This is a genomic window from Methylonatrum kenyense (assembly GCF_023195885.1).
In the GTDB taxonomy this organism is placed as follows: Bacteria; Pseudomonadota; Gammaproteobacteria; order Nitrococcales; family Aquisalimonadaceae; genus Methylonatrum; species Methylonatrum kenyense.
Genome location: NZ_JALPKO010000012.1, coordinates 24,118 through 46,002, shown reverse-complemented (window position 1 = coordinate 46,002; position 21,885 = coordinate 24,118). Strand labels below are relative to the sequence as shown.

The 21,885-nt window shown below is 63.7% G+C and carries 21 protein-coding genes; 15 read left to right on the top strand and 6 right to left on the bottom strand.

Translation table 11 applies throughout. From position 1 onward, the window contains the following. Positions 1-157 precede the first annotated feature (157 nt). Positions 158-508, top strand: coding sequence for a hypothetical protein (locus tag M0534_RS12605; protein ID WP_248568799.1), 351 nt, complete (start codon positions 158-160; stop codon positions 506-508). A gap of 61 nt (positions 509-569) precedes the next feature. Here the strand turns inward: M0534_RS12605 and M0534_RS12600 are convergent, their stop codons facing one another. After that, entirely contained in the window at positions 570-890 is a 321-nt protein-coding gene (locus M0534_RS12600) for a hypothetical protein (RefSeq protein ID WP_248568798.1), read from the bottom strand. A gap of 500 nt (positions 891-1,390) precedes the next feature. Between M0534_RS12600 and M0534_RS12595 the strand changes: the two genes are divergently transcribed. Continuing rightward, a complete protein-coding gene (locus M0534_RS12595; RefSeq protein ID WP_248568797.1) occupies positions 1,391-1,867 on the top strand; it encodes a MarR family winged helix-turn-helix transcriptional regulator in 477 nt (158 codons plus the stop codon). Between the two features lie 40 nt (positions 1,868-1,907). Here M0534_RS12595 and M0534_RS12590 read toward each other — a convergent pair whose 3' ends face one another. Both M0534_RS12590 and M0534_RS12585 read right to left on the bottom strand, forming a co-directional pair. After that, complete coding sequence (locus M0534_RS12590; RefSeq protein WP_248568796.1) at positions 1,908-4,085, bottom strand: EAL domain-containing protein; 2,178 nt, start codon at positions 4,083-4,085, stop codon at positions 1,908-1,910. Positions 4,086-4,297: 212 nt separating this feature from the next. Further along, complete coding sequence (locus M0534_RS12585) at positions 4,298-5,761, bottom strand: SLC13 family permease (RefSeq protein ID WP_248568795.1); 1,464 nt, start codon at positions 5,759-5,761, stop codon at positions 4,298-4,300. A 614-nt stretch (positions 5,762-6,375) separates the two neighbouring features. Between M0534_RS12585 and M0534_RS12580 the strand changes: the two genes are divergently transcribed. The 4 genes from M0534_RS12580 to M0534_RS12565 are packed head-to-tail and all read left to right on the top strand — an operon-like array spanning position 6,376 to position 10,968. Continuing rightward, the gene (locus M0534_RS12580; RefSeq protein ID WP_248568794.1) at positions 6,376-7,584 is read left to right on the top strand and encodes a BaiN/RdsA family NAD(P)/FAD-dependent oxidoreductase; all 1,209 of its coding nucleotides are present in this window, start codon (positions 6,376-6,378) and stop codon (positions 7,582-7,584) included. Further along, the gene (locus M0534_RS12575) at positions 7,581-9,947 is read left to right on the top strand and encodes a diguanylate cyclase (protein WP_248568793.1); all 2,367 of its coding nucleotides are present in this window, start codon (positions 7,581-7,583) and stop codon (positions 9,945-9,947) included. The genes M0534_RS12580 and M0534_RS12575 overlap by 4 nt, the downstream gene beginning before the upstream one ends. Further along, a complete protein-coding gene (locus tag M0534_RS12570; RefSeq protein ID WP_248568792.1) occupies positions 9,947-10,426 on the top strand; it encodes a YaiI/YqxD family protein in 480 nt (159 codons plus the stop codon). The genes M0534_RS12575 and M0534_RS12570 overlap by 1 nt, the downstream gene beginning before the upstream one ends. Then, a complete protein-coding gene (locus M0534_RS12565; RefSeq protein ID WP_248568791.1) occupies positions 10,423-10,968 on the top strand; it encodes a hypothetical protein in 546 nt (181 codons plus the stop codon). Before M0534_RS12570 ends, M0534_RS12565 begins: the two co-directional genes overlap by 4 nt. Before the next feature lie 13 nt (positions 10,969-10,981). Here M0534_RS12565 and M0534_RS12560 read toward each other — a convergent pair whose 3' ends face one another. After that, positions 10,982-11,983 (bottom strand): NAD(P)H-quinone oxidoreductase, encoded by a 1,002-nt coding sequence (locus M0534_RS12560; RefSeq protein WP_248568790.1) that lies wholly within the window; start codon positions 11,981-11,983, stop codon positions 10,982-10,984. A gap of 2 nt (positions 11,984-11,985) precedes the next feature. Beyond that, positions 11,986-12,537: a putative Fe-S cluster assembly protein SufT gene (gene sufT, locus M0534_RS12555; RefSeq protein WP_248568789.1), complete on the bottom strand. Its 552-nt coding sequence runs from the start codon at positions 12,535-12,537 to the stop codon at positions 11,986-11,988. A gap of 216 nt (positions 12,538-12,753) precedes the next feature. Here sufT and M0534_RS12550 point away from each other — a divergent pair, with 216 nt between their 5' ends. The 4 genes from M0534_RS12550 (at position 12,754) to queF (ending at position 17,151) form a co-directional block, all read left to right on the top strand. Continuing rightward, positions 12,754-13,941 (top strand): isocitrate/isopropylmalate dehydrogenase family protein, encoded by a 1,188-nt coding sequence (locus M0534_RS12550; RefSeq protein ID WP_248568788.1) that lies wholly within the window; start codon positions 12,754-12,756, stop codon positions 13,939-13,941. A gap of 172 nt (positions 13,942-14,113) precedes the next feature. Beyond that, complete coding sequence (locus M0534_RS12545; RefSeq protein ID WP_248568787.1) at positions 14,114-15,421, top strand: aspartate aminotransferase family protein; 1,308 nt, start codon at positions 14,114-14,116, stop codon at positions 15,419-15,421. A gap of 169 nt (positions 15,422-15,590) precedes the next feature. Further along, positions 15,591-16,244 (top strand): class I SAM-dependent methyltransferase, encoded by a 654-nt coding sequence (locus M0534_RS12540; protein WP_248568786.1) that lies wholly within the window; start codon positions 15,591-15,593, stop codon positions 16,242-16,244. Positions 16,245-16,311: 67 nt separating this feature from the next. After that, positions 16,312-17,151 carry an NADPH-dependent 7-cyano-7-deazaguanine reductase QueF gene (gene queF, locus M0534_RS12535; RefSeq protein WP_248568785.1) on the top strand — a complete coding sequence of 280 codons (840 nt, stop codon included), beginning with the start codon at positions 16,312-16,314 and terminating at the stop codon, positions 17,149-17,151. A gap of 75 nt (positions 17,152-17,226) precedes the next feature. On the opposite strand, the gene M0534_RS12530 is transcribed toward queF, so the two are convergent. Beyond that, a complete protein-coding gene (locus M0534_RS12530; protein ID WP_248568784.1) occupies positions 17,227-17,700 on the bottom strand; it encodes a Spy/CpxP family protein refolding chaperone in 474 nt (157 codons plus the stop codon). Positions 17,701-17,889: 189 nt separating this feature from the next. On the opposite strand from M0534_RS12530, the gene M0534_RS12525 reads away from it, so the two are divergent. Genes M0534_RS12525 through minE form a run of 5 tightly spaced genes read left to right on the top strand, consistent with a single transcriptional unit; the run spans position 17,890 to position 21,862 of the window. Beyond that, entirely contained in the window at positions 17,890-18,603 is a 714-nt protein-coding gene (locus tag M0534_RS12525; protein WP_248568783.1) for a response regulator transcription factor, read from the top strand. Continuing rightward, positions 18,603-19,988, top strand: a complete 1,386-nt coding sequence (locus M0534_RS12520; protein ID WP_248568782.1) for an ATP-binding protein — start codon at positions 18,603-18,605, stop codon at positions 19,986-19,988. Before M0534_RS12525 ends, M0534_RS12520 begins: the two co-directional genes overlap by 1 nt. Positions 19,989-20,020: 32 nt before the next feature. Next, positions 20,021-20,743, top strand: coding sequence for a septum site-determining protein MinC (minC, locus tag M0534_RS12515; protein WP_248568781.1), 723 nt, complete (start codon positions 20,021-20,023; stop codon positions 20,741-20,743). A gap of 50 nt (positions 20,744-20,793) precedes the next feature. Further along, on the top strand, positions 20,794-21,603 hold the full coding sequence (gene minD / locus M0534_RS12510) for a septum site-determining protein MinD (RefSeq protein ID WP_248568780.1): 810 nt from the start codon (positions 20,794-20,796) through the stop codon (positions 21,601-21,603). A 4-nt stretch (positions 21,604-21,607) separates the two neighbouring features. After that, positions 21,608-21,862, top strand: a complete 255-nt coding sequence (gene minE, locus M0534_RS12505; RefSeq protein WP_248568779.1) for a cell division topological specificity factor MinE — start codon at positions 21,608-21,610, stop codon at positions 21,860-21,862. The last annotated feature ends 23 nt before the right edge of the window (positions 21,863-21,885 follow it).

Genomic DNA, 21,885 nt, shown 5'->3' with positions numbered 1-21,885 from the left:
CGATTGACGCCGAAACAATTCAACCAACTCTGGTACAAGTTGGTTAGGAATTACCTAAAAGATTCGGAGTGCGGAGAATGCAGCAGATTCGCTTTTTCTTGATCCGGGCAGAGGAGGCTGGTGGGTGGAGCGTATAAGGCTTGCAGGCGGAGGCTGGATGCGCTTTGCGCGAACGCTGGGCCTGACCGGCGTTGTTGTGGCGCTGATGGCCTGTGCCAGCTCCAACGGCCCGCCGATTTTGGAGGGGACCTATGCCTGGGTGGCGAAGGAGTTCTCTGGCGGCCGCCAATGCGAGCCGCGTGAGGAATACCCGGTACCGGACAGCCTGGCGATGCTGGAGGAAGCCGGCATCCGCGTTTTCGAACGCAGCGAAAAACGACAGGCCGTATGCATGGGCTGTGACTGCCCGATCTATGCGGCCCGGCATTTTGCGCGCATCCGCGCCGATGACGTTGAGGACGCGGAAGCGCTGGGGTTCAGTCGCGCCATTGCACCAGCCGAACACTAGCGAACGGCTGGAAAATGCAGCCACCGCCGGCGGCGAACGCAAGAGTCAGCCGTTCCCCGGCTCAGTCCAGCAGGTCATGCTCCCGGCCGATTGCCTCGGCATCGCTGCGGAAGTCGTCGACCTGACTGCTCGTGGCATTACCGGTGGCTTCCAGGTGGTAGCTCAGGTCATCGATAAGCTCGGCATAGCCGTCGCGAAACTGTTGCTGGTACTGGTCGCCGTGGGCGTCGCGTTGCTCGGCCATCTGCGCGGCCAGCATTTCCAGGCTGCCCAGGGCGTCGTCGATCATCTCCCGGGGTGCCTCCGCCAGGGCCAAACCCGGGAGCAGGAAAGCGATCAGCGCGAAGCTGAGTTGAATGCCGCGAATCCGTCGTGGGGCCATCGGCTTCTCTCCGTCGTTGTCTGCATTAGCAGCTCAGTGTCTGCAACGCAATGGATGGCGGTCAACTGCCGCGCGACGAGATACTAAGCTTTGAAGTGAGATGTTTAAGGAAACACTGATTTATTCGCACGCCTGCGTTGGCGTTCGCATTTTTTCCGAGGCAAGGCGCGCTGCGCAGCGCCGCAGTCATTCTGCGGTCAAGCAGCGCAACACAGCATTCGGGAAAAATGCGGCCCAACCCGAAGGGCCCGGCCGGTTTGGCCCCTGGCTGTGTTGCGTCACCGGCCCGGTAGCGACGGCTACCGAACCGGCACCGCGCCTCGCCAGATGACCAAAACCGGTCTCGGGCGCAGACGCGGGAATAAATCAGTGTTTCCTTAACGATTCATTCGCGCGGGGGTAATCATTCGTGCCGGGCCGGTGAAGCTTTGCCAAAGAAGTCAAATAATTAACGGCAAAAGATTAGACACAAAACAAATTAGCGCAATACTGGAGAAGCCATGAACAATCAGACAACACCGCAATTCCGCAACCTGTTGCTCGAAGAGCAGCTCTGCTTTGCGCTGTGTCGAGCCAGTCGTGCGATCACGAGGACGTTCGCCAGGCGTCTCGAACCGACTGGCCTGAATCACTCGCAGTATCTGGTGATGCTGGCCTTGTGGGAAGAAAATGGCCTGTCGGCGAGTCGTCTTGCGGCCAGGGTTAACCTGGATCCGTCGTCGCTGACCCCCATCCTGAAACGGCTTGAGTCAATGAGTCTCATTCGGCGGGTACGACCGAAAGACAACCAGCGCACGGTACTCGTCCGGTTGACTGCCGCGGGACAGGAGCTGCAGCCATGCACCGCCGACATTCAACGCGCTGTCGCCGACGCAACCGGTCTTACCGGGCAGGACTTGGCCGCGCTGCGAGCAACCTTGCACAGACTGGCGGATACGCTGCAGAAGGAGGAGGAACACCGGAGCGACGTGGCCTGATCCGATCAGCAGGCAGGACTGCCAATCAATCCGTGTTTTCTCAACTGCTGACCCGCGTTTCCGCCAGCAGCGATGCGCAGCGCAGGGCGTCAATTGCGCACAACTGGCGGTTCGTGGGTAGGCGTTCTGCCGACAGCAGACACTCGACGACCGGTACGTCTTGATCACGGCTGCGATTCCACCGATCCATCGCTTCCGCCAGCCGGGTCAGCGCCTCAGTGGCAGTGTAGCGGTCGGCACCAAGAATGACGGCCAGTAGCTGTTCCTCGTCCAGCCAACCGATCACATCCGCCACCTCCAGGGTGTCGGCCAACAGTCTCTCGAATGCGGCGATCAGTTCCGGTGACTGCCCCCTCTGGCCGGCGCTGGCAAGGTCGCGTGAGTCGGGACGAACCCGAATGGCGATTGCCTGAAGGTCCAGCTGTGTGCAAAGAGTCAGGGCGCTGTCGGTTCTGGCCAGCAGCGTGTCGTGATCGCAGATGCCGTTGTCCTGCGCGTTATCCGCCCGGCTGGCAAGAACCTCCTGTTCCGCCAATCCAGCCAGGATCGCCAGCTGCCCGAGATCATCCGCGGTCAGCCGTCGCGGCACGTAGTCAATGAGGCAGAGCGTTCCCAGGCGTTCGCCGCCCGGGAGGGATAATGGCTGTCCGGCGTAAAAGCGGATGCCCGGTGGTCCGCTGACCAGCGGATTATCGCGAAAGCGCGGATCCTGCCTGGTATCAGACACCACCAGCGGATCCGCCTGTTGTATCGCATGGCTGCAGAAGCTCACGGTGCGCGGTGTCTCACGGGTATTCAGGCCGCTGCGGGATTTGAACCATTGGCGATCCTGGTCCACCAGGCTGATCAATGCCGTGGGGACTCCGAACAGTTGCCGGCAAAGGCGCGTGATCCGATCGAAACGATGGTCCGCGGGCGTGTCGAGCAGATGCAGTGCGTACAGTGCCGCCAGCCGATCCATTTCCCGACCCCGCTCGCGCTCGATGAACCAGTCCATGACGGCATTGGGCTCGAGCGGGGGTGCAATGTGATCGCCCTGAGCGAAATCGCATTCCATCTCGCGCAGAAAATCCAGCGTGTCGGCGTTGCCAACACCTCCGGCGGCCAGCCGCACGCCGAGGCTGTGCCCCAGCGCCACCAGCGAACGGATGATAGCCCTGGATTCGGCGGATTCGGCGGCATCGACCACGACTCGCCGGTCGATCTTGATTTCGGAGCATGGCAGGCGCACCAGTCCCGCAATCGACAAATGACCGGCGCCAACATGATCGACCGTCAGATCAAAGCCGTTGCGGTGCAACCGGCTGAGAGTGTCGACGATGGTATCGGCATCCTGCATGGCGCGGCTCTCGGTGAGCTCCAGTACAATCCGGCCGGGCTCAAGGCGCAGATCACGACAACGCTGGACCAGCTGTTGAAACAGCAGCGGCTTGTCCAGCGAGCAGGCCGAGATGTTCAGGGTCAAGGACACGCGACCAGGCGCAATATCGCCGCAGTGCCGTATTGTCTCCGGCGCTGTGAAACCGGCCAGCCACTGGAAGGCCTGGTCAGCGACCTGCCCGGTGAGCTCATCGATCAGGCCGTGCTTCTCTGCCAGTGGTATGAAGATTTCAGGATCAACGACTCCCCGTTCAGGGTGCCGCCACCGGGCCAGCGCCTCGAAGCCGATCAACACGCCGGAATGGCAATGGATTCTGGGTTGACAGACGATCCGGATCGCCCCGTCCGCCAATGCCTGTCGAAGATCATCCGCCAGTGCCTGCATGGCCTGCGGCGCTTGCTTTGGTGCTTTCGGTGCGGCTTCCGATAGCCCTGCTGCTGCCGCGGACTTGATCAGCAGGTCTCGTGCTGTGCTGGCCACAAGCGGCCTGGGCAGTACCCCGGCTATGGAGAGTCCGTGCGCCCTGGCTGCATCCTCGGCGGCCTCGAGATGCCGTTGTCCTGAGCCTCCGGTAAAAATCAGGCCGGCGCCGCAGCCGTTCGAGGCGAGCCGATCAATGAGCTCGCCACCGTCGACCTGCGGCATTTCCGGGTTGAGGACAATCAGGTCCGGCGTCCACGTTTGCACCAGCTCGAAGAACGCCTTCGGGCTCATGGTCTGGACCGCATCGATATGCATCGACAGGGCGATCTCCTGAATCCTCCCACCGGTCGACGCATCATCATCCAGAATGAGCAAGCGCGGCCGACGGACCTTGCCGCGATGATCGTCCCGCATAAGCCGACAAGCCACCCTTTCGCCGGAAATGCACCGGCGCGTACGCCGCGCCACGCTAACGCCCTGTCCCTTCAGAGTATGAGCAATCTGGCGATGCAATGTGACCTGTTACTGTTCGTGACCAATCCGTGGCTGCTCAGGTGCCGGCCGCCGTAGGGGCCCCGGATTATCGGGGAGGAACCGAACCCAGTAGGGTTGCCGATATGCGCTGTTCAGTTGCATAGACCCGGCGCCGCCAGCCAGGCCACCAGGACCACCGGCGGTATGGCGAGGATATTCAGTCCCAGCCCGGCCCGCGCCATCTGTCGAATGCTGACGTATCCGGATGAAAAGACGATGGCGTTCGGTGGTGTCGCCACCGGCATGATGAAGGCATAGCTGGCGCTCAGTGCGACGCCGATGACCAGCATTTCCGGTGGTGCGCCCATGCCGACGGCCACTGCCGCGAGCACCGGAATGAACGTTGTTGCGATCGCCGTGTTGCTGGTGAGCTCCGTCATGAACTTGACCAGCGTCACGGCCAGCAGCAGAAGCGCCCACAGGGGAATGTCGCCGAGCGCGCGGATGCCTCCGGCAATGAACAGGTCAACATCGTGGCTGCCGATGGCCGCGGCGAGGCTCAGGCCACCGCCGAACAGCAGCAGCACGCCCCAGGGGAGGCGTAATGCGGTATCCCAGTCCATGGCGCGTGCACCGCGATGAACCGGGATCAGAAACAGGCTCAGCGCGCCGATCATGCCGATGGCTGCGTCACTCAGGAGCTCCAGGCCGGGCACGGCATTCAATTGCGGTCGCAGGATCCAGCCCAGCGCGGTCAGTCCGAAAACGAAGCTGATGACTTTCTCTCCGCGACTCATCCGGCCCAGCAGGTCGAGTTGCTGGCGAACCTGCGTATCGCCGCTCGCATGGTGCATGCGCAACGGGAAGGCAAACCAGACCAGATAGGCCCAGGCCAGGGGCAGGAACACGACGACAAGCGGCAGGCCGAAGCGCATCCAGTCCAACATGCCGATGCTGCAGTCGAGCTGGCGTTCGAGGAATCCGGCAGCCACCAGGTTCGGTGGCGAGCCGATCAGGGTGCCAACACCGCCAATCGAGGCACTGTAGGCAATGGCCAGAACCAGGCAGGTGGCAAACCGGGCCACGGTGGCCTGATCGTCCTGGGCCGGATTCTGCAGCATGCGGACGATACTCACGGCTACCGGCAACAGGATGATGGTGGCCGCCGTGTTCGAGATCCACATGCTGAGGATTGCGGCGGCCAGCATGAACCCGGCGACCAGGCGTTTTGGCGCGGTGCCAACGGCAACGATGATGCGCAAGGCCACACGACGGTGCAGTCCCCAGCGTTCCATGCCCAGGCCGAGCAGAAATCCGGCCATGAACAGGAAGATGACGTCACTGGCGTAGGGCGCGGCGGCATCGGCGGAATTGCTGATGCCCAGCAGCGGGAAAAGTGCCAGCGGAAGCAGCGCAGTCGCTGGCAGCGGCAAAGCTTCGCTGAGCCACCAGGTGGCCATCAGCACACCGACCGCAGCAGTTGCGCGGCCGGCCGGTTCCAGGCCTCCGCTGTCGGCGTCCGGTATCAGCCAGTACACCAGTGCGGCCAGCAGCGGTCCCAGGGCGAGCCCGAGCCACTGGCTTCTGCGTTCCGCGCTCGCGTTCGATGGGATCAAAAGTGACTCCAGCTGCTTGCTCACGCAGCAGAGTGTACCGGCTCATGCCGCTATCAGTCGGGACCCGACGCGCTGATTCGGTCGCTGCCGGCGTTCTTCGCGGCATACATGGCCATGGCGGAACGCTGGAACAGCGGGTGTGGACTGTTGGTTCCGTTTTGCTGGGTGATTCCGATAGTCGCGGTTACCGTGATTTCGTCGCATTCCCCGTAATCGACCCAGGATGCGCGAGTAGATCAGTGTTTCCGTAACGCCGCCAGATAAGGCGAGGCCTTCCATCGCGCTGTCAAGGTGAGTCCCGAAATGCGGCCGCATGGGTGTTGGCGCGCTGGCCTTATCGTGCCGTCATTAGCCAGCCCGCAGGAGTCAGAATTGTTTTGCTCGCTGCGGTGGCCTGGTCACGGTTTCGAAGCTCGAGGAGCAATCCGTTCCGGATTTTTCCTTTTGATCAAGCGTTTGTCAGGGGGGTTTTTGGAAAATGTCGAAAAAGTGATGTAGTACGTTGGCGGTACATCGACCGTATTGAATAATCCGACCATGACCTGACGTCCATCGGCGTGCCCGACGTTGCATGCGGACGATTTGATTTCATGTGAATATGACGTTGAGCAGAGATGGGACGCGTGATGGGCGGCGGCGGCCGTGTGCGGGAGCAGTTTGATCTTGTCATCATCGGCGGCGGTGCTGCCGGACTGATGTGTGGTCTGGTGGCAGGCCAGCGCGGACGGCGCGTGCTTGTTGCCGATCATGCGAACAAGGTTGGCAAGAAAATCCTGATGTCCGGTGGCGGGCGCTGCAATTTCACCAATATGCATTGCGGGCCGGATAATTTTCTTTCAGCCAATCCGCATTTCATGAAGTCGGCGCTGAGCCGTTACACGCCGTGGGATTTCATCGCCATGGTGGAACGGTACGGCATCCCCTATCACGAAAAGACACTTGGCCAGCTGTTCTGCGACCGTTCGTCAAAGGACATCCTGCAGATGCTGGTTCAGGAATGCCGCCAGCTCGGCGTCACCATTCGAACCCGGCATCCGCTGAGCGTCGAGCAACTGGGGCCGCCCCATCATCTGCATGGTCCGGGTGGCGCGATCGCGTGCGAATCCCTGGTGGTCGCCACCGGCGGTTTGTCGATCCCGCGCATGGGTGCGACAGGGTTTGGCCTCGAACTTGCCCGGGCTCTTGGCCTGCCGGTACGGGCGACCAGAGCCGGGCTGGTGCCCGTGACCTTGCCCGAGCGCGAACGCAAACCACTTGCCACCTTGTCCGGCGTCGCGTTGCGGGCCGCAGTATGTGCCGGTTCGCAGGTGTTTCGTGAAGCACTGCTTTTCACCCATCGCGGGCTGAGCGGACCGGCCGTGTTGCAGGCGTCGAGCTACTGGCAGCCGGGCGAGGCACTGGCAATTGATCTTTACCCGGGCGGAGACCTGGCCGACTACCTGCGACAGCAGCGTGCGGCCAGGCCGAAACGAACCTTGCGAAATACCCTGGCGGCATTTCTCACCCGCCGGGTTGCAGCCGAATGGATCCGTGCAGGACTGCCGGACACGTCGTTGGAGTCAATCGGCGATCGCCAATTGGCCGCAATCGCCGCGCGTTGCCAGCAGTGGCAGGTCTGGCCCGATGGTACCGAGGGTTATGCCACCGCTGAGGTCACGCTCGGCGGCGTCGATACCGACGCCCTGTCGTCGAAGACCATGGAATGCCGGCGACACCCGGGCCTCTACTTCATCGGTGAAGTGGTCGACGTCACCGGGCATCTGGGGGGGCACAATTTCCAGTGGGCCTGGGCCTCCGGACATGCGGCGGGTGTGGCAGCATGACCACGGTCCTGTGGCTGGCCCCCGACAGGCGCCGCGCTCGGCAGCGCTGGCCCCGGCTCGGTCTGCTGTTGCTGGTTCCGCTCCTGGTCCTGGCACCGGTGCCGCTGGCGGTTGCCGACGAGCCGGAGCCGCTGGTTGTGGCGCAGGATCACGCTTGGCCACCATTTGCTTTTGAAGACCAAAGGGGCGAACCGCAGGGTGCGCTGATTGAGGTTTGGCAGGACATCGGCAGGCAACTCGATCGACCGGTGGAGTTCCTGCTGGTGGACTGGGGTGATTCGATCGAGGCGGTGCGGGACGGACGCGCGGACGTGCATGGCGGCCTGTTCCAATCGCCCGAGCGGGAGAGGTTTCTCGAATTCGGTGCTGATTTGCTGCCCTTGAGTACCTACCTCTTCGTCATCGGCAATCTGATGGTCGAATCCGTGGAGGAGTTGACCGGGATGCCGGTCGGAGTCGTCGACGGCAGCTTTGAACGGGAGTTCATGCGTAGCGAGTATCCGCAACTCCGGCTCCAGTCCTTCAAGAACAACGACGCGATGGTCCGGGCGGCGATGGATGGCGAACTGGAGGCCTTCGCCGCCGATTATCCGGTCGCGCTTTACCTGCTGGACCGGCATGGTGATCCGGCCCGTTTCCGGCCGATGACCCGCCTGTACGCGCAACAACTCAAGTTTGCCGTTGCCGGCGGCAATTCGGCACTGCGTGATTCCATCGATGCAGCGGTGGCGGACCTGGGTGACGAGGGCATTCGTCGCTCGGCCCAGCGCTGGGTGCGGACCGAGACAGTCGAGGTCGTGCCGGGATGGCTCTGGCCCCTTTTGACGGTGCTGGTCCTGGGAACTGCGGTGGCGGTGCTGTTCCGTGACCAGCGACTACTCAAACGGCGGGTTGCCGAAAAGACCGCAACGCTGGAGGAGCGGGAAGCCTTGTTCCGAACCCTGGCCGACAGCTCGGCCGTGGGCCTGTTCATCGGCGTCGATGGCAAGACCCGGGCGGTCAACCACGCCATGGCCGACCTGTTTGGCGTCAGCCGCTCGCAACTCGTGGGGCACTCCTTCCTGCCCTATGTGCATCCCGAGGATCGCGAACGCGTCCGTCAGCGGGTCCAGCGGATCATGGATGGCGAGCTGGAGGGAGGGCGTTTCGAGGATCGGCTGGTACGGCCGGACGGCCGGGTTGTTTGGGTCGAATCCGTGGTCCGGCAGGCAGTCTACGAGGGTCGGCCGGCGCTGGCCGGGACGGTCATCGATATTACCGAACGCAAGCGTTACGAGCAGGCGAGGGCGCGACTGGACGGTGTTCAGCGTCTTTCCACCGAAGTCTCCAGCCTGTTCCTGAAATCCAGCGTCAATGACATCCATGCCGGCATCGACTACTTGCTGCGTGAGGCGGGTCAGTTGATGGGTGCGCAGCGTGCCTATGTCTTCCGGTTCCTGGACGGCGGACGCATCATGACGAACACCCATGAATGGTGCGCAGCTGGCGTCCGCTCGGTGTTCGATGAATGCCAGAATCTGGTGGTGGCTGACATGCCCTGGTGGCAAAGCCAGATGAGAGAGCGGATTCATCGCTTCAACCCATTGATGATCCCGGAGCTGAATGAGTTACCTGAGGAGGCCGCCGCCGAGAAACAGTTTCTCGGCTCGCAGGACATCCGTGCGCTGTTGTGCGTGCCGATCGGACACCAGGGGCGTGTCTCGGGGTTCCTGGGTTTCGATTACCTGGAGCCGCAGGCGTTTTCCGGCGAGGAATCCCATCTGATGCTCACCCTGGCCGGCCTGCTGACCGAGGCCCTGGAGCGCAACCGGACGGACCGCGCCCTGCTTCGCGAGAGCCGTACCGATGCGCTGACCGGGCTGTACAATCGCCGCTATCTGGATGCGCGGCTGCAGGAGCTGATCGCCGATGGCGAGGCCGGCGTCCCATCGTTTGCGCTGGCGATGGTCGATCTCGATCATTTCAAGGAATTCAATGACACCCACGGGCACCAGGCCGGCGATGCCCTGCTGCGCAGCGTTTCAACGACGCTGCGGCAGAATCAGCGTAGTGACGATGTCGTGGTGCGTTATGGTGGCGAGGAGTTCGCCGTGCTGATCGGTGATGTGACGATCGACGAGGCCGTACAGGCCGCGTCCCGCTATATCGATGCCCTGCGCAGCATGGTCTGCCGTTGGCGCGGGAATACATTCCGCCTGACGGCCAGCGCGGGCGTTGCCGCGTCTTCGGAATTCGCGCCGGGCCAGGTGACGGCCGATGCGCTGATTGCGCTGGCTGACCACCGACTCTACCGGGCCAAGCGTGCCGGACGGGACCAGGTCTGCGGCGATGACGCGGTAAACCCACCGGGGGACGATGACTGATGCATGTCTGGGTTGATGCCGATGCCTGCCCGGTGGTGATTCGCGACATCCTGTTTCGCGCGGCAGGGCGCCGCCAGTTGCCGGTGACGCTGGTTGCGAACCAGCCGATACCGGCGCCGCGTTCACCGTGGATTCAGTCGCTGCAGGTCGCCTCCGGCTTCGATGTTGCCGATCAGGAGATTGTCCGCCGTGCCCGGGCCGGGGACCTGGTGATCACCGCGGACATCCCGCTGGCCGCCGAGGTCCTGCAGAAGAAGGCCTTTGTGCTCAGCCCCCGCGGGGAGCGATACACCGAACAGTCCATCGGCGCGAAGCTGAACATGCGGGACTTCATGGAAACGCTGCGAGCCAGCGGCGTTCAAACCGGTGGCCCGCCACCGTTGGGGACGTCCGAACGCAAGGCCTTTGCCGACGAGCTGGACCGGCTGGTCACGCGCCATCACACTCCAGAGCAGCCTGACGAGCGAGAGCAATCATGATCCGTATGACACCGCTGCGGATGTCGGCCGCGTTTGTTCTGCTGGCGACCGTCGGCCTGGTCCAGGCAGAGCCACTGCTGCCGCTGGCCGACGGCAACCGCTGGATTTTCATCTCCGAGGATGATCCCTCGGTGACCATGGAGGCCCTCGTTACCGAAAGCCGCACCGTCGACGGCGAGACCTGGTACCGCTACGAGGAATTCGGTTACGGCTACTGGCTGCGCAATGTCGGGCCGGAGCAGTGGCAGGCAAACAGCGAACCGCGGGATGAGGCGCCGGGACACATGGTCGCGCTGGCGGATCCGGCAACGGCTCCGGACTGGTATCCTTATGACGGCCTGGTGGTTGACTACGAGGCCTGCGAGGAACCGATGACCGTGCCCGCAGGCACTTTCGACTGTTATGTTTACACCTTCGAATTCGGTGATGACCTCTACACGCGCAGCGTGTTTGCTCCCGGTGTGGGAATGATCCACACCACCTTCGAGCAGGGCTCGGAGGTGCGAGCCGTTGTACTCAAGGATTACGTTCTCAAGGATTAGCGCTTGCTACGGATCAGTGCGTTCCCGGCCCGTCCATTCGCAGCACGATCTTGCCGGTGTGGCGGCCGGATTCCATCAGTTGCTGGGCCTCTCTGGCCTGTTCGAATGGCAGGGTGGTGTCGACCACCGGTCGCAAGGCGCCATTGCTGAACGCGGCACTTAGCCTTCGTTCAAACAGTTGTGCGAGCTCGATCCGGCGCTCCAGGGGCAGACTGCGCATGGTCATGGCGCGCAGTGTCAGTCGTCGGAAAAGCACCGGAGCCAGGTTGATCTGGTCCTTGGGGCCGGCCATCAGGCCGACCAGAACCTGCACGCCCTCGGGCCGCAGGCTGGCTAGGTTTTCCTTGACGGCACCACTGCCGCCGATCAGGTCCAGCACCACCGCAACGCCGTCGCCGGCGTGTTCTGCCACCAGACCAGACAACGTGTCCTCGCCGTCCACGGCCAGCGCATCGAGGCCGTAGCCGGCGACGGCTTCCAGGCGTTCGCGATTTCGACCGGTCCCGATACTGCGACACCCGAAATAACGACTGAGCTGCATGGCGGCGATGCCGATGCCGGAGGTCGCGGCTCGGATCAGACACCAGTCGCCGGCATTCAGGCCACCCTCGATGAACAGCGCGCGGTAGGCGGTCAGAAAGGCCTCGGTGGTGGCAGCCGCGTCGGTATCGGACAGTCCGGCCGGGATGGCGATCGTCTCGCGTTCGTTAACCACCAGCTGTTCGGCATAGGCGCCGCCACCGACCAGGCCCATGACCCGGTCGCCGGGTTTTCGATGCGTGACGCGTGCGCCAACTGCCTCGACTCTCCCCGCGTATTCGAGGCCGGGAATGTCCGCGGGGGCGCCGGCTGGTGCCGGGTAGATGCCCCGGCGCTGCAGGATGTCGGCGCGGTTGAGACCGGCAGCATGCACACCGACCTGCACATCCAGAGGCCCCAGGGCTGGGACTTCGAATTCTTCAAGCGCCAGCACGTCGACATCGCCTGAACCGGTCAGGCGCCAGGCGCGGGGCATGGTCAATACATCCCGGTCTGCAGGCGGGCGGCTTCCGACATCATGTCCGAGGTCCACGGCGGGTCGAACACGAGTTCCACGTTGGCCTTGCGGATAGTCGGGACCATCTCGACCTTGCTGCGCACGTCGCTGGCCAGGATCTCCCCCATGCCGCAACCCGGCGCGGTCAGGGTCATTTCGATGTCCACCTCCCGCTGCCCGTCGTCTTCCTTGCGCACGACGCAGCTGTAGACCAAGCCCAGTTCGACAATGTCGATCGGGATCTCCGGGTCGAAGCAGGTGTGAAGCTGGTCCCAGATCAGCTGCTCGACATCGCCATCCGTTGCGCCGTCAGGCAGTTCCGGCGCCTGTGCGGCTTCCTGGCCGATGGCGTCGCCATCCTTGCCGGCGATACGGAAAAGATTGCCCTGCAGGTAGACGGTGTAGCTGCCGCCCAGGGCCTGCGTGAGAGTGCCTTCGGCGCCAGCCGGGATGGTGCCGGTATCACCTGCGGGGATTACCACAGCCTCGCAGTCACGGCTGAATACCACGGGTTCGCCGCGTGGGTGGTACATGTCTGCCTCCGCTGATTGCGCCATCCGGCGCATCACTGTCACCTGGGGAATCACCGACTACTGTTCGTTTCGGTGTTCGAGACCGCTACGGGTCATCCTGCTCCAGGACTGGAATAGCTTGAATTGTACCAAATAGCCGGCCGCTTGAATTCCGTCTGCCGGTCGTCGATTGTGAACCCGGTTGGTAGCCGAATTTCTCGAGGCGAGGAGCCGAGCATGACCGATGTGCAACAGCAGGGCAGGCAATGGTCAGTGGCCGTGCTGCCGGGGGACGGTATCGGGCCGGAAGTCATGGCGGTGACCTCCGGGCTGGTGGAACGGCTTGCCGAGCAACAGGGCCTTGCCTTGCGCCTCACGCCTTACGACTGGCCATCGCATGCCTGGCATCAGGCCCATGGCGAGATGATGCCTGCAGACTGGAAAAAGACGCTTGCGACGCACGACGCCCTGTTGCTCGGCGCGCTCGGCGACCCGGGCCCGGGCAACGATCCGAATCGCTATCTGTTGTCGGATGGCGAATCCCTGGCGCCACTGCTTGATATCCGCAAGGGCTTCGACCAGTGGGCCTGCGAGCGCCCGGCAAAACTTCTGGATGGCGCGCCGCAATACCTCAAGGACCCCCGCGCCCGGGACGTGGACATGTTGGTGATCCGCGAGAACAGCGAGGGAGAGTACGTTGGTCAGGGCGGACGGCTGCGGCCCGGCAGCGCGCAAGAGGTTGCGACCCAGATGGAAGTGTTCACCCGGTCCGGGGCGGAACGCATCTTTCGACACGCATTCGAGCGGGCCCGGGCGCGGGCCACGCTGCGGCGCAACGGCTCACGCCCGATGCGGCGGTTTCCCCTTGCCAGCGGCGGTGAGGCCCAGGGCCAGGTCTGCCTGATTACCAAGCGCAATGCCCTGAAATACTGGGGCGAGATGTACACGGAGGCCTTCGCCGCCGTTGCCGCGGATTACCCGGATATCGCCGTGCATCACGAACTGGTGGATGCCGCCTGCATGAAGTTTGTTACCGCGCCCTGGCAGTTCGACGTCGTGGTCGCGAGCAACCTGCAGGGCGACATCCTGACCGACCTGGCTGCCGTGCTGTGCGGCGGCATGGGGGTGGCGCCGTCCTGCAACCTGAATCCCGCGGACCGCTCGCAGCCACCGATGTTCGAGCCGACCCACGGCAGTGCGCCAGATATCGCAGGTCAGAACAAGGCGGGTCCGGCGGCGATGATGCTGACCGCGGCGATGATGCTGGACTGGATGGGCGAGGAGGATCCGGCAGCCGAGCGCTGCGCGACCGTGCTGCGTAATGCGGTCGAAGCGGATCTGCGAGACAACGGCACGACGCCGCGCTCTACCACGGAGATCGCCGATGCGGTAACGCGCCTGGCGGAGGCCGGAGCAGCCGCGTGACAGCGGGCCTTGGGAAACACTGAGTGATTCCCTTGATCTCGCCTGGAATGCTGCATTGAAGCGCAAAAAGACCGGGGTGTAGACTGCCGAATCCTGCCCGGTGTGCGAGGCACCCGGACCAGCCGCCCAGGCAGTACCTGCAGGCGGCGGCGATGTGACCTGGAGGTGTGAGATGGCGTTCAACCCGAAGCATGATGGCGGCGCAAATACGCCGAGTGACAAGACCGGGCACCTGTCGCCGCTGCTGAAGCAGTCCAGCGACATTGTCGTGTCCCACGGGGAAGGCGCCTACATCCACGACACCGCAGGCAAGCGTTACCTGGATTTCAGCTCCGGGATCGGCGTTACTGCCACCGGTCACTGCCACCCAAAGGTGGTCACGGCGGCCCAGGAGCAGGCGGGCAAGCTGGTCCACGGCCAGTACGCCATCGTTAAGCATCAGCCGATGTTGGCCCTGGTCGAGCGCCTTGCCGAACGCATGCCGGGCGACATCGATTCGCTGTTCTTCTCCAATGCCGGCACCGAGGCGGTGGAAGCGTCGCTGCGGCTGGCACGGCATGCGACCGGGCGACCGAATATCATCACCTTCCAGGGCGGTTTCCATGGCCGCACGATGGGCGCCTTGTCGGTCACCACCTCAAGCGTCGGTCTGCGCGCCGGTCTGCAGCCGATGATGGGTGGTGTCGTTGTTGCACCTTTCCCGAATACCTATCGCTTGCAGATGGATGAGAAGACCGCCACGGACTTCTGCCTGCGCGAACTCGACAACATCCTTGCCACCCAGAGCTCGCCTTGCGAGACGGCGGCCATGCTGGTTGAACCAGTACAGGGTGAGTCGGGTTATGTGCCGGCCAATACGGCTTTCATGCAGGGCCTGCGTGAACGCTGTGACGCGCACAAGCTGCTGCTGATCGCCGATGAGATCCAGTCCGGGTACGGTCGCACCGGCAAGTTCTGGGCTCACGAACATTATGGTGCGCATCCGGACATCGTGATCACCGCCAAGGGCCTGGCCAGCGGTTTCCCGCTGTCCGCCATGGGCGCCAATCAGGAGTTGATGGGCAAAGGCTTCCCGGGCTCCCAGGGCGGCACCTACGGCGGCAACGCCGTGGCTTGTGCCGCGGCGCTGGCGACACTGGACGTGATCGAAGAGGAGGGTCTGGTGGAGAATGCCGCCGAGCAGGGCGCGCATCTCCGGCAGCGGCTCGACCAGATCCAGGCGGCCTTCCCCGAGATCGGCGATGTGCGTGGCAAGGGGCTGATGATCGGTACCGAGATGGTGAGTGCCGATGGCAAACCCGACGGCGACCGCGCCATGCGGGTCCTCAAGGCGGCGGAGAAGCGCGGCCTGTTGTTGATTCGCTGCGGCGCCTACGGTGGCCAGATCGTGCGCTGGTTGCCACCGCTGATCGTCACCCGCGAGCAGATCGATTTCGCGATGGATGTGTTCGAGGATGTGCTGAAGGAGACGCGCGGCTGAGGCGGTGGCATTGCAAGGCACGCTCGCTTCGGTAGATTAGGAAACACTGATACCCTGCGGTATCTGTGTGCGAGATCGCTTATGGTCAACCGGCGCTTCGCGGTTCCGGTTCGGTCGGATGGATCAGCGTTTCCTTAGCAAGACAACTCCAATAAGCCCGGGAGCCCCGATGGACCTCGAATCAATCCGCAGCAGTTATCGTCGATACGCCAAGCATTACGATCGCATCTTCGGTCCGGTATTTGCTCCGGGGCGAAAACTCGCGATGCAGGTGCTCGACATCGAGGGTGGCCAGCGTGTGCTCGAGGTAGGGGTCGGCACTGGTCTGTCCCTGCCCTTCTACCCGGAGGATTCCCGCGTGGTGGGGATCGACGTCTCGCCGGAAATGCTGGCCAAGGCACGCGAGCGCGTGGAGAACCAGGGCCTGGATCAGGTGGAAGCCCTGCTGGAGATGGATGCCGAGGCGCTGACGTTCGAGGACTCATCGTTCGATGCCGTGGTCGCAATGTACGTCGCCTCGGTCGTACCGAATCCGGACAAGCTGGTGGACGAAATGCGACGGGTATGCAGGCCAGGCGGTGATATCGTGATCATCAATCACTTCGCTTCCAGGAACCCGCTGCTGCGCGGGTTGGAAAAAGGCCTGCGGCCGTTGTCCCGGATGCTCGGTTTCCGTCCGGACATGGATCTGGACAGCCTGCCGGAAATGGAGGACTTCCGTCGGCTGGACGTCCGTAACGCCAACATTTTCGGCTACTGGAAACTGGTGCACTACTGCAACGGTCCGTTGTCCGAGGAGCAGGCCACGGCTGAGGTTGCGTAGGCTTTATTCGCAGGGTATCTCCGGGGGGGGGGGCAGCCTGTCTGCAACGAACAGCCTCGAGGTCCGGATGAGCAGTGAGCATGCTGGCAAAAATCGCCACAACCCCCTTGGTCAGGCGGTGGAATACGCCTGTGTCTACGATCCCGGTCTGCTTTTCCCCATTCCCCGTGGGGACACTCGTGCAGGACTTGGCTTGACTGCATCCCTGCCGTTTACCGGTTGTGACGTCTGGAATGCCTGGGAAGTGTCCTGGCTGGAGCCGGGTGGCAAGCCGCGGGTCGCCCGAGCCCGGCTTCAGCTGCCGGTGGCTTCACCGAACCTGGTCGAATCCAAGTCGCTGAAGCTTTATCTCAACGGATTCAATCAGGAACGGTTTGAGCACCCCGACGACGTAGCTGCAGTGATTGCCCGTGACCTGTCGGCCGCAGCCGGCGCCAGGGTGGCAGTGGAACTGGTTGCGCCCGATGCCGGCGACCTGCCATTGCAGGCACCGCCAGGGCAGTGCCTGGATGACATCGCGCTGGTGGTCCGGGAGTACCAGGCGGCGCCGGAGCTTCTGCTCCTGGACCAACGCCGTGGCACGGTGGAGGAGAGCGTGCACAGTCACCTGCTGCGTTCCCTGTGTCCGGTGACCGGTCAGCCGGACTGGGGCACGCTGGCGGTCAGCTACGCCGGACCCGCCATCGACCATGCGGCATTGCTGGGCTACATCATTTCCTTTCGCCAGCACCAGGATTACCACGAACACTGCGTGGAACGGATGTTCGTGGACATCCACCGCCTGTGCACGCCGGATCGGCTGACCATCGAAGCCCGCTACCTGCGCCGCGGAGGCCTGGATATCAACCCGTTCCGCAGCAGTGAGGCGGATGCGGCCCCCGCCCACGGGCGCTGGTACCGACAGTAGGCTGGCCGGGGCGCCGGAAAAAAAGACGGCCCGCAGGGCGCGGGCCGAAAGCGGAGAGCGGAGAAGAGGTTCGGGTCAGCCGTTGTGCCGGTGTCGGCCATGGCCACGCCAGCCCTTGTTGCCGCGCTCGGCCCGGGCTTCGCGACGTTCAGCGATCTTCGCCTTTTGTTCGTCAGTCAGGATTTCGCCGACATCGGCACGCATCCGTGATTGCAGAAAGGCGCGCTCGGCCATCAGTTCACCGAGGCGGTCGGCGCTGCTGCGGGCGGCCTCCTCGTTGAAACCGTCGCGGCTGCTGGCGCGCAGCGCCTCGCGTTGTTCGCGGATCTCGCCATGCAGGCTGCGCAGCTCCGGTCCGTAGGACTGGCGGGTCGCCTTGAGCTGTTCCTGCTGGCTTTCGGTCAGATCCAGCTGCCGCGTCCAGCGCTGCATATGGCCGCTCCGGTCGCCGCGGTCCTTGTAGCCGCGTTCACCGGTTTCATCGGCCAGCGCCGGCCCACTCAGTCCGAGACCAAGAATCAGGCCGGAAATCAGAATCGAGCGTTTCATGTGGTACTCCCTGCGTCAGTTCTGCTTGCGACGTTTCAAGCCTAGACGCGGCCTCGGCCGGAATGGGTCAGTAACGGGCAAAGCTCGGTAAGAAAATGTCAATCTGCGTATGCAGCGCAGGGCACTGTGGCAGAATCGCTGACAGACACGCGGTGTGCTTACCGCGCCTGCGGAACCGGAGGTGGATCGATGCCGCGCCTGCTGCTGGTGGATGACGACCGCGAACTGAACGCCATGCTGGCCGAATATCTCGGCGGCGACGGATTCGAGGTCGACAGTGCCTACGACGGTGACGACGGCTTGCGGATGGCCACGGCCGGCGGTTACGACGCCCTGGTCCTTGATGTCATGCTGCCCGGGCGTGACGGCTTCGCGGTGTTGCGCGAACTGCGCCGTGACCAGAGCGTGCCGGTGCTGATGCTGACTGCCCGCGGTGATGATGTGGATACCGTGGTCGGCCTGGAGCTTGGGGCCGACGATTACCTGCCGAAACCCTGCAACCCCCGGGTGTTGGTGGCGCGTATCCGCGCCTTGCTGCGCCGCGGCCAGGCGGCAGCGGAAGCCGGACCATCCACGGTGCTCGAAGTCGGTGATCTCTGCCTTGACAGCGGCCGCCGGGAAGTTCGGGTCGGTTCGGCATCGATTGACCTTACCGGCACCGAGTTCGATGTGTTGCATTGCCTGATTGCCCAGGCCGGGCAACTGGTGGACAAGGACCGGATCAGTCGAGAGGCGCTCGGTCGACCGCTGCAGCCCTTCGACCGCAGCATTGACATGCACATCAGCAATTTGCGCCGAAAGCTCGGGCCGTTCGCCGACGGCAGCCTGCGGATCAAGACCGTGCGTGGCGGTGGGTACCAGTACATCACCGCGAATTCCACCGCGGATGCTCCGGGGGGCTGATGGGGAGTCTGTTCCAGAAGCTGTTCTTCTGGTTCTGGCTGGCGCTGCTGACCATGGGCGCCGCGCTGATGATCACGCAGCGCTTCTGGATGGTCGACACCGGCCTGCCCGACGAAGCTGAATTGAAGGATTACGCCTCGGAGATTCAGCGCCTTTACCGCGAGGAGGGCGAGGGCGAAGTGGTCGGCTTCCTGCGTGCGGCCTCCCGCGAGCAGCCGATGCGCCTGACCCTGCTGCGTGACGAGGAGAACCCGGAGGACGGCCGGCGCTTGCCCGATGAATTGCGGCAGGCACTGGATCATCCCTTGCAACCCGGCGAGAGCGCGATCGGTCAGACGGACCGTTTCGTCTACCGCATCCTGGATGTGGACCTGGAAGGCTGGGAGCCCGGTCGCCTGGTGGCCATGCGCAGTCGCCTGGGCCTGCTCGACCTGCCGCTCTGGGTCCGTTTGTTGATTGCGCTGAGCGTAACCGCCGGTGTCTCGGCACTGTTCGCGGCCCAGCTCAGCCGGCCGCTGCACCGGGTACGGGAGGCAAGCCGGCGGCTCGCTGACGGCGAGCTGGAAACACGCGTGCCCGTTCGAGAAACCGGCGGTGATGAACTGGACGCCCTGGCCCGCGACTTCAACCGGATGGCCTCGCGGCTGCAGAAGGCGCTGGAGGGGCGCACCCGCCTGCTGCGTGATATATCGCACGAGCTGCGTTCGCCGCTGGCGCGAATGCAGGTGGCACTCGAACTGGTCCGGCGTGACGGTGCCCGGGCCGACGATACCCACCTGGAGCGCCTGGAGCAGGACATCGAACAACTCGATGAACTGATCGGCCAGGTGCTGGCCATGGCGCGACTGGATGCCGGACTTCCATCCGGCGAGCGCGAGACGGTGGATGTCGGCGCACTGTTGCAGAGCATCTGTGATGACGCCGTGTTCGAGGCGAAAGCGACGGATCGTGATGTGGTGCTGGATGTGCCGGACGCGCTGTTGTTGAAGGAGGCCGACTCGGGCCTGCTGCGCTCGGCGCTGGACAACGTCATCCGCAATGCCGTGCGCTATACCCCGCCGAAGAGCCGGGTCTCAGTCTCCGCGCGACGTGAGGAGAATGCGGTTCGGATCGTGGTCGATGACCTCGGCCCCGGAGTTCCGGAAGCCGAACTGGACTCGATCTTCGAGCCCTTCGTCCGGGTTTCGGCGGCCCGGGAACGGACCTCTGGCGGCCACGGACTCGGACTGGCGATCGCACGCCGGGCGGTGGTCAGCCACGGTGGCACGATCCAGGCGCGGAACAATGATGCCGGCGGCCTGACTGTCGCCATTCGGCTACCGTTGGAATCCGCCGTATCCAGCGACCCATCCTCTATGTCATCATCCCGGCTTTCTGACCGGTGAGGGGGTCACCGGCCTACCGCGACAGGGGCACAATGGCAGGCGCACAGGCAGTCAAACCGGTACTTGAACTCAAGGGTCGCATGATGACCCTGACCGTGCTTCGGCTGCTGGATCCCTCAGTGGAGGTGCTGGCGAGGGAACTGGATCGCCGTGTGCAGGAAGCCCCGGATTTCTTCCGATTTCTGCCCGTGATTCTCGATGTCGAGGCTGTTGCCGACAGCGATCTCTACCTCGATCTCGCCGGGTTGTCCGGCCTGCTTCAGGCCCGTCAGTTCGTTCCCGTGGGCATCCGTGGCGGTGGCGAGGACTGGCGCGAGGCGGCCGCAGCGGCCGGCCTGGCCGTGTTTCCTGCTGATCGCGACAGTGCCGGCGGTGAGTCCAGGCGCCGGCAGACGGGCGACGAGTCCGGGCCGAAGGCGGTGGCAACCGAAGCCGGCATGATCGTGACGCAGCCGGTGCGCTCCGGCCAGCAGATCTACGCGCGGGGCGGTGATCTGGTGGTAATGAGCGCCGTTAGTCCCGGTGCCGAGGTGCTGGCGGACGGGCACATCCACATTTACGGCAGCCTCGGCGGGCGCGCCCTGGCTGGTGTTCGTGGTGACACCGGTGCCCGCATCTTCTGTCGGTCGTTCCGGGCCGAGCTGGTTTCGATCAACGGGACCTACAGCGTCAGTGAGCAGTTCGAGGATGCGCTCCGCGGCAAGGCCGTGCAGATTGCGCTGGACGGGGACAGCCTGGACATCCGGGCACTGTAGGACGGAAACGGCCGGGTTGCCGGGGGAATTTCCATCTGGAGGACATGAACGTGGCAAAGATTGTTGTCGTCACTTCCGGCAAGGGCGGGGTCGGCAAGACCACGACCAGTGCCGCGATAGGCGCGGGCCTGGCGAAGGCCGGGCATCGCACGGTGCTGGTGGACTTCGACGTGGGACTGCGCAACCTGGACCTGATCATGGGTTGCGAGCGCCGGGTCGTCTACGACTTCATTAACGTGATTCACGAAGAGGCGAGCCTGAACCAGGCGCTGATTCGCGACAAGCGGGTCGACAACCTGTTCATCCTTGCCGCGTCGCAGACCCGGGACAAGGACGCCCTGACCGAGGAAGGCGTCGAGCGGGTGCTCACCGAACTGTCGAAGGACTTCGATTACATCATCTGCGATTCCCCGGCAGGCATCGAACGGGGCGCGTTGCTGGCGATGTACTACGCCGACGAGGCAATCATCGTCACCAACCCCGAGGTATCCTCGGTGCGCGATTCGGATCGCGTGCTCGGCATCCTTGCCAGCAAGACCCGACGGGCGGCGAACGGTGATCCGCCGGTCCGCGAACAGTTGCTGCTGACCCGCTATTCCCCGCAGCGGGTGCAGAAGGGCGAGATGCTCAGTGTCGAGGACGTCAAGGAAATCCTGGCCATAGACCTGCTCGGCGTGATTCCGGAAAGCCAGGCGGTGCTGAACGCCTCCAACGCCGGTGTACCCGTGATTCTGGAAGAAGACTCCGATGCCGGTCAGGCCTATCAGGATTCGGTTGCCCGATTCCTCGGCGAGGATCGCCCGCATCGCTTCCTGCAGCTTGAGAAAAAAGGCCTGTTCGGCCGCCTGTTCGGAGGTTGATGCGATGAGCTTTCTCGATTACTTCCGATCCCAGAGGAAGCGTTCCGCCAATGTTGCCAAGGAGCGTTTGCAGATTGTTGTCGCCCGGGAGCGGGCCACTCGTGGCGGACCGGATTATCTGCCGGAGTTGCAGAGCGAGATCCTGAAAGTGATTCGCCGCTACGTGGAGGTGGATCAGGATGCGGTCCAGATCCAGCTGGATCGCGAGGGCGACTGCGAAGTCCTGGAACTCAACATCACGCTGCCGGACCGCCATTGAGCGACAACCCGCCGATGGCCTCC

Coding starts and splice junctions, on each gene's coding strand:
- M0534_RS12605 (WP_248568799.1), top strand. CDS start 158: ATGCGCTTTGCGCGAACGCTGGGCCTGACCGGCGTTGTTGTGGCGCTG.
- M0534_RS12600 (WP_248568798.1), bottom strand. CDS start 890: ATGGCCCCACGACGGATTCGCGGCATTCAACTCAGCTTCGCGCTGATC.
- M0534_RS12595 (WP_248568797.1), top strand. CDS start 1,391: ATGAACAATCAGACAACACCGCAATTCCGCAACCTGTTGCTCGAAGAG.
- M0534_RS12590 (WP_248568796.1), bottom strand. CDS start 4,085: ATGCGGGACGATCATCGCGGCAAGGTCCGTCGGCCGCGCTTGCTCATT.
- M0534_RS12580 (WP_248568794.1), top strand. CDS start 6,376: ATGGGACGCGTGATGGGCGGCGGCGGCCGTGTGCGGGAGCAGTTTGAT.
- M0534_RS12575 (WP_248568793.1), top strand. CDS start 7,581: ATGACCACGGTCCTGTGGCTGGCCCCCGACAGGCGCCGCGCTCGGCAG.
- M0534_RS12570 (WP_248568792.1), top strand. CDS start 9,947: ATGCATGTCTGGGTTGATGCCGATGCCTGCCCGGTGGTGATTCGCGAC.
- M0534_RS12565 (WP_248568791.1), top strand. CDS start 10,423: ATGATCCGTATGACACCGCTGCGGATGTCGGCCGCGTTTGTTCTGCTG.
- M0534_RS12560 (WP_248568790.1), bottom strand. CDS start 11,983: ATGCCCCGCGCCTGGCGCCTGACCGGTTCAGGCGATGTCGACGTGCTG.
- sufT (WP_248568789.1), bottom strand. CDS start 12,537: ATGTACCACCCACGCGGCGAACCCGTGGTATTCAGCCGTGACTGCGAG.
- M0534_RS12550 (WP_248568788.1), top strand. CDS start 12,754: ATGACCGATGTGCAACAGCAGGGCAGGCAATGGTCAGTGGCCGTGCTG.
- M0534_RS12545 (WP_248568787.1), top strand. CDS start 14,114: ATGGCGTTCAACCCGAAGCATGATGGCGGCGCAAATACGCCGAGTGAC.
- M0534_RS12540 (WP_248568786.1), top strand. CDS start 15,591: ATGGACCTCGAATCAATCCGCAGCAGTTATCGTCGATACGCCAAGCAT.
- queF (WP_248568785.1), top strand. CDS start 16,312: ATGAGCAGTGAGCATGCTGGCAAAAATCGCCACAACCCCCTTGGTCAG.
- M0534_RS12530 (WP_248568784.1), bottom strand. CDS start 17,700: ATGAAACGCTCGATTCTGATTTCCGGCCTGATTCTTGGTCTCGGACTG.
- M0534_RS12525 (WP_248568783.1), top strand. CDS start 17,890: ATGCCGCGCCTGCTGCTGGTGGATGACGACCGCGAACTGAACGCCATG.
- M0534_RS12520 (WP_248568782.1), top strand. CDS start 18,603: ATGGGGAGTCTGTTCCAGAAGCTGTTCTTCTGGTTCTGGCTGGCGCTG.
- minC (WP_248568781.1), top strand. CDS start 20,021: ATGGCAGGCGCACAGGCAGTCAAACCGGTACTTGAACTCAAGGGTCGC.
- minE (WP_248568779.1), top strand. CDS start 21,608: ATGAGCTTTCTCGATTACTTCCGATCCCAGAGGAAGCGTTCCGCCAAT.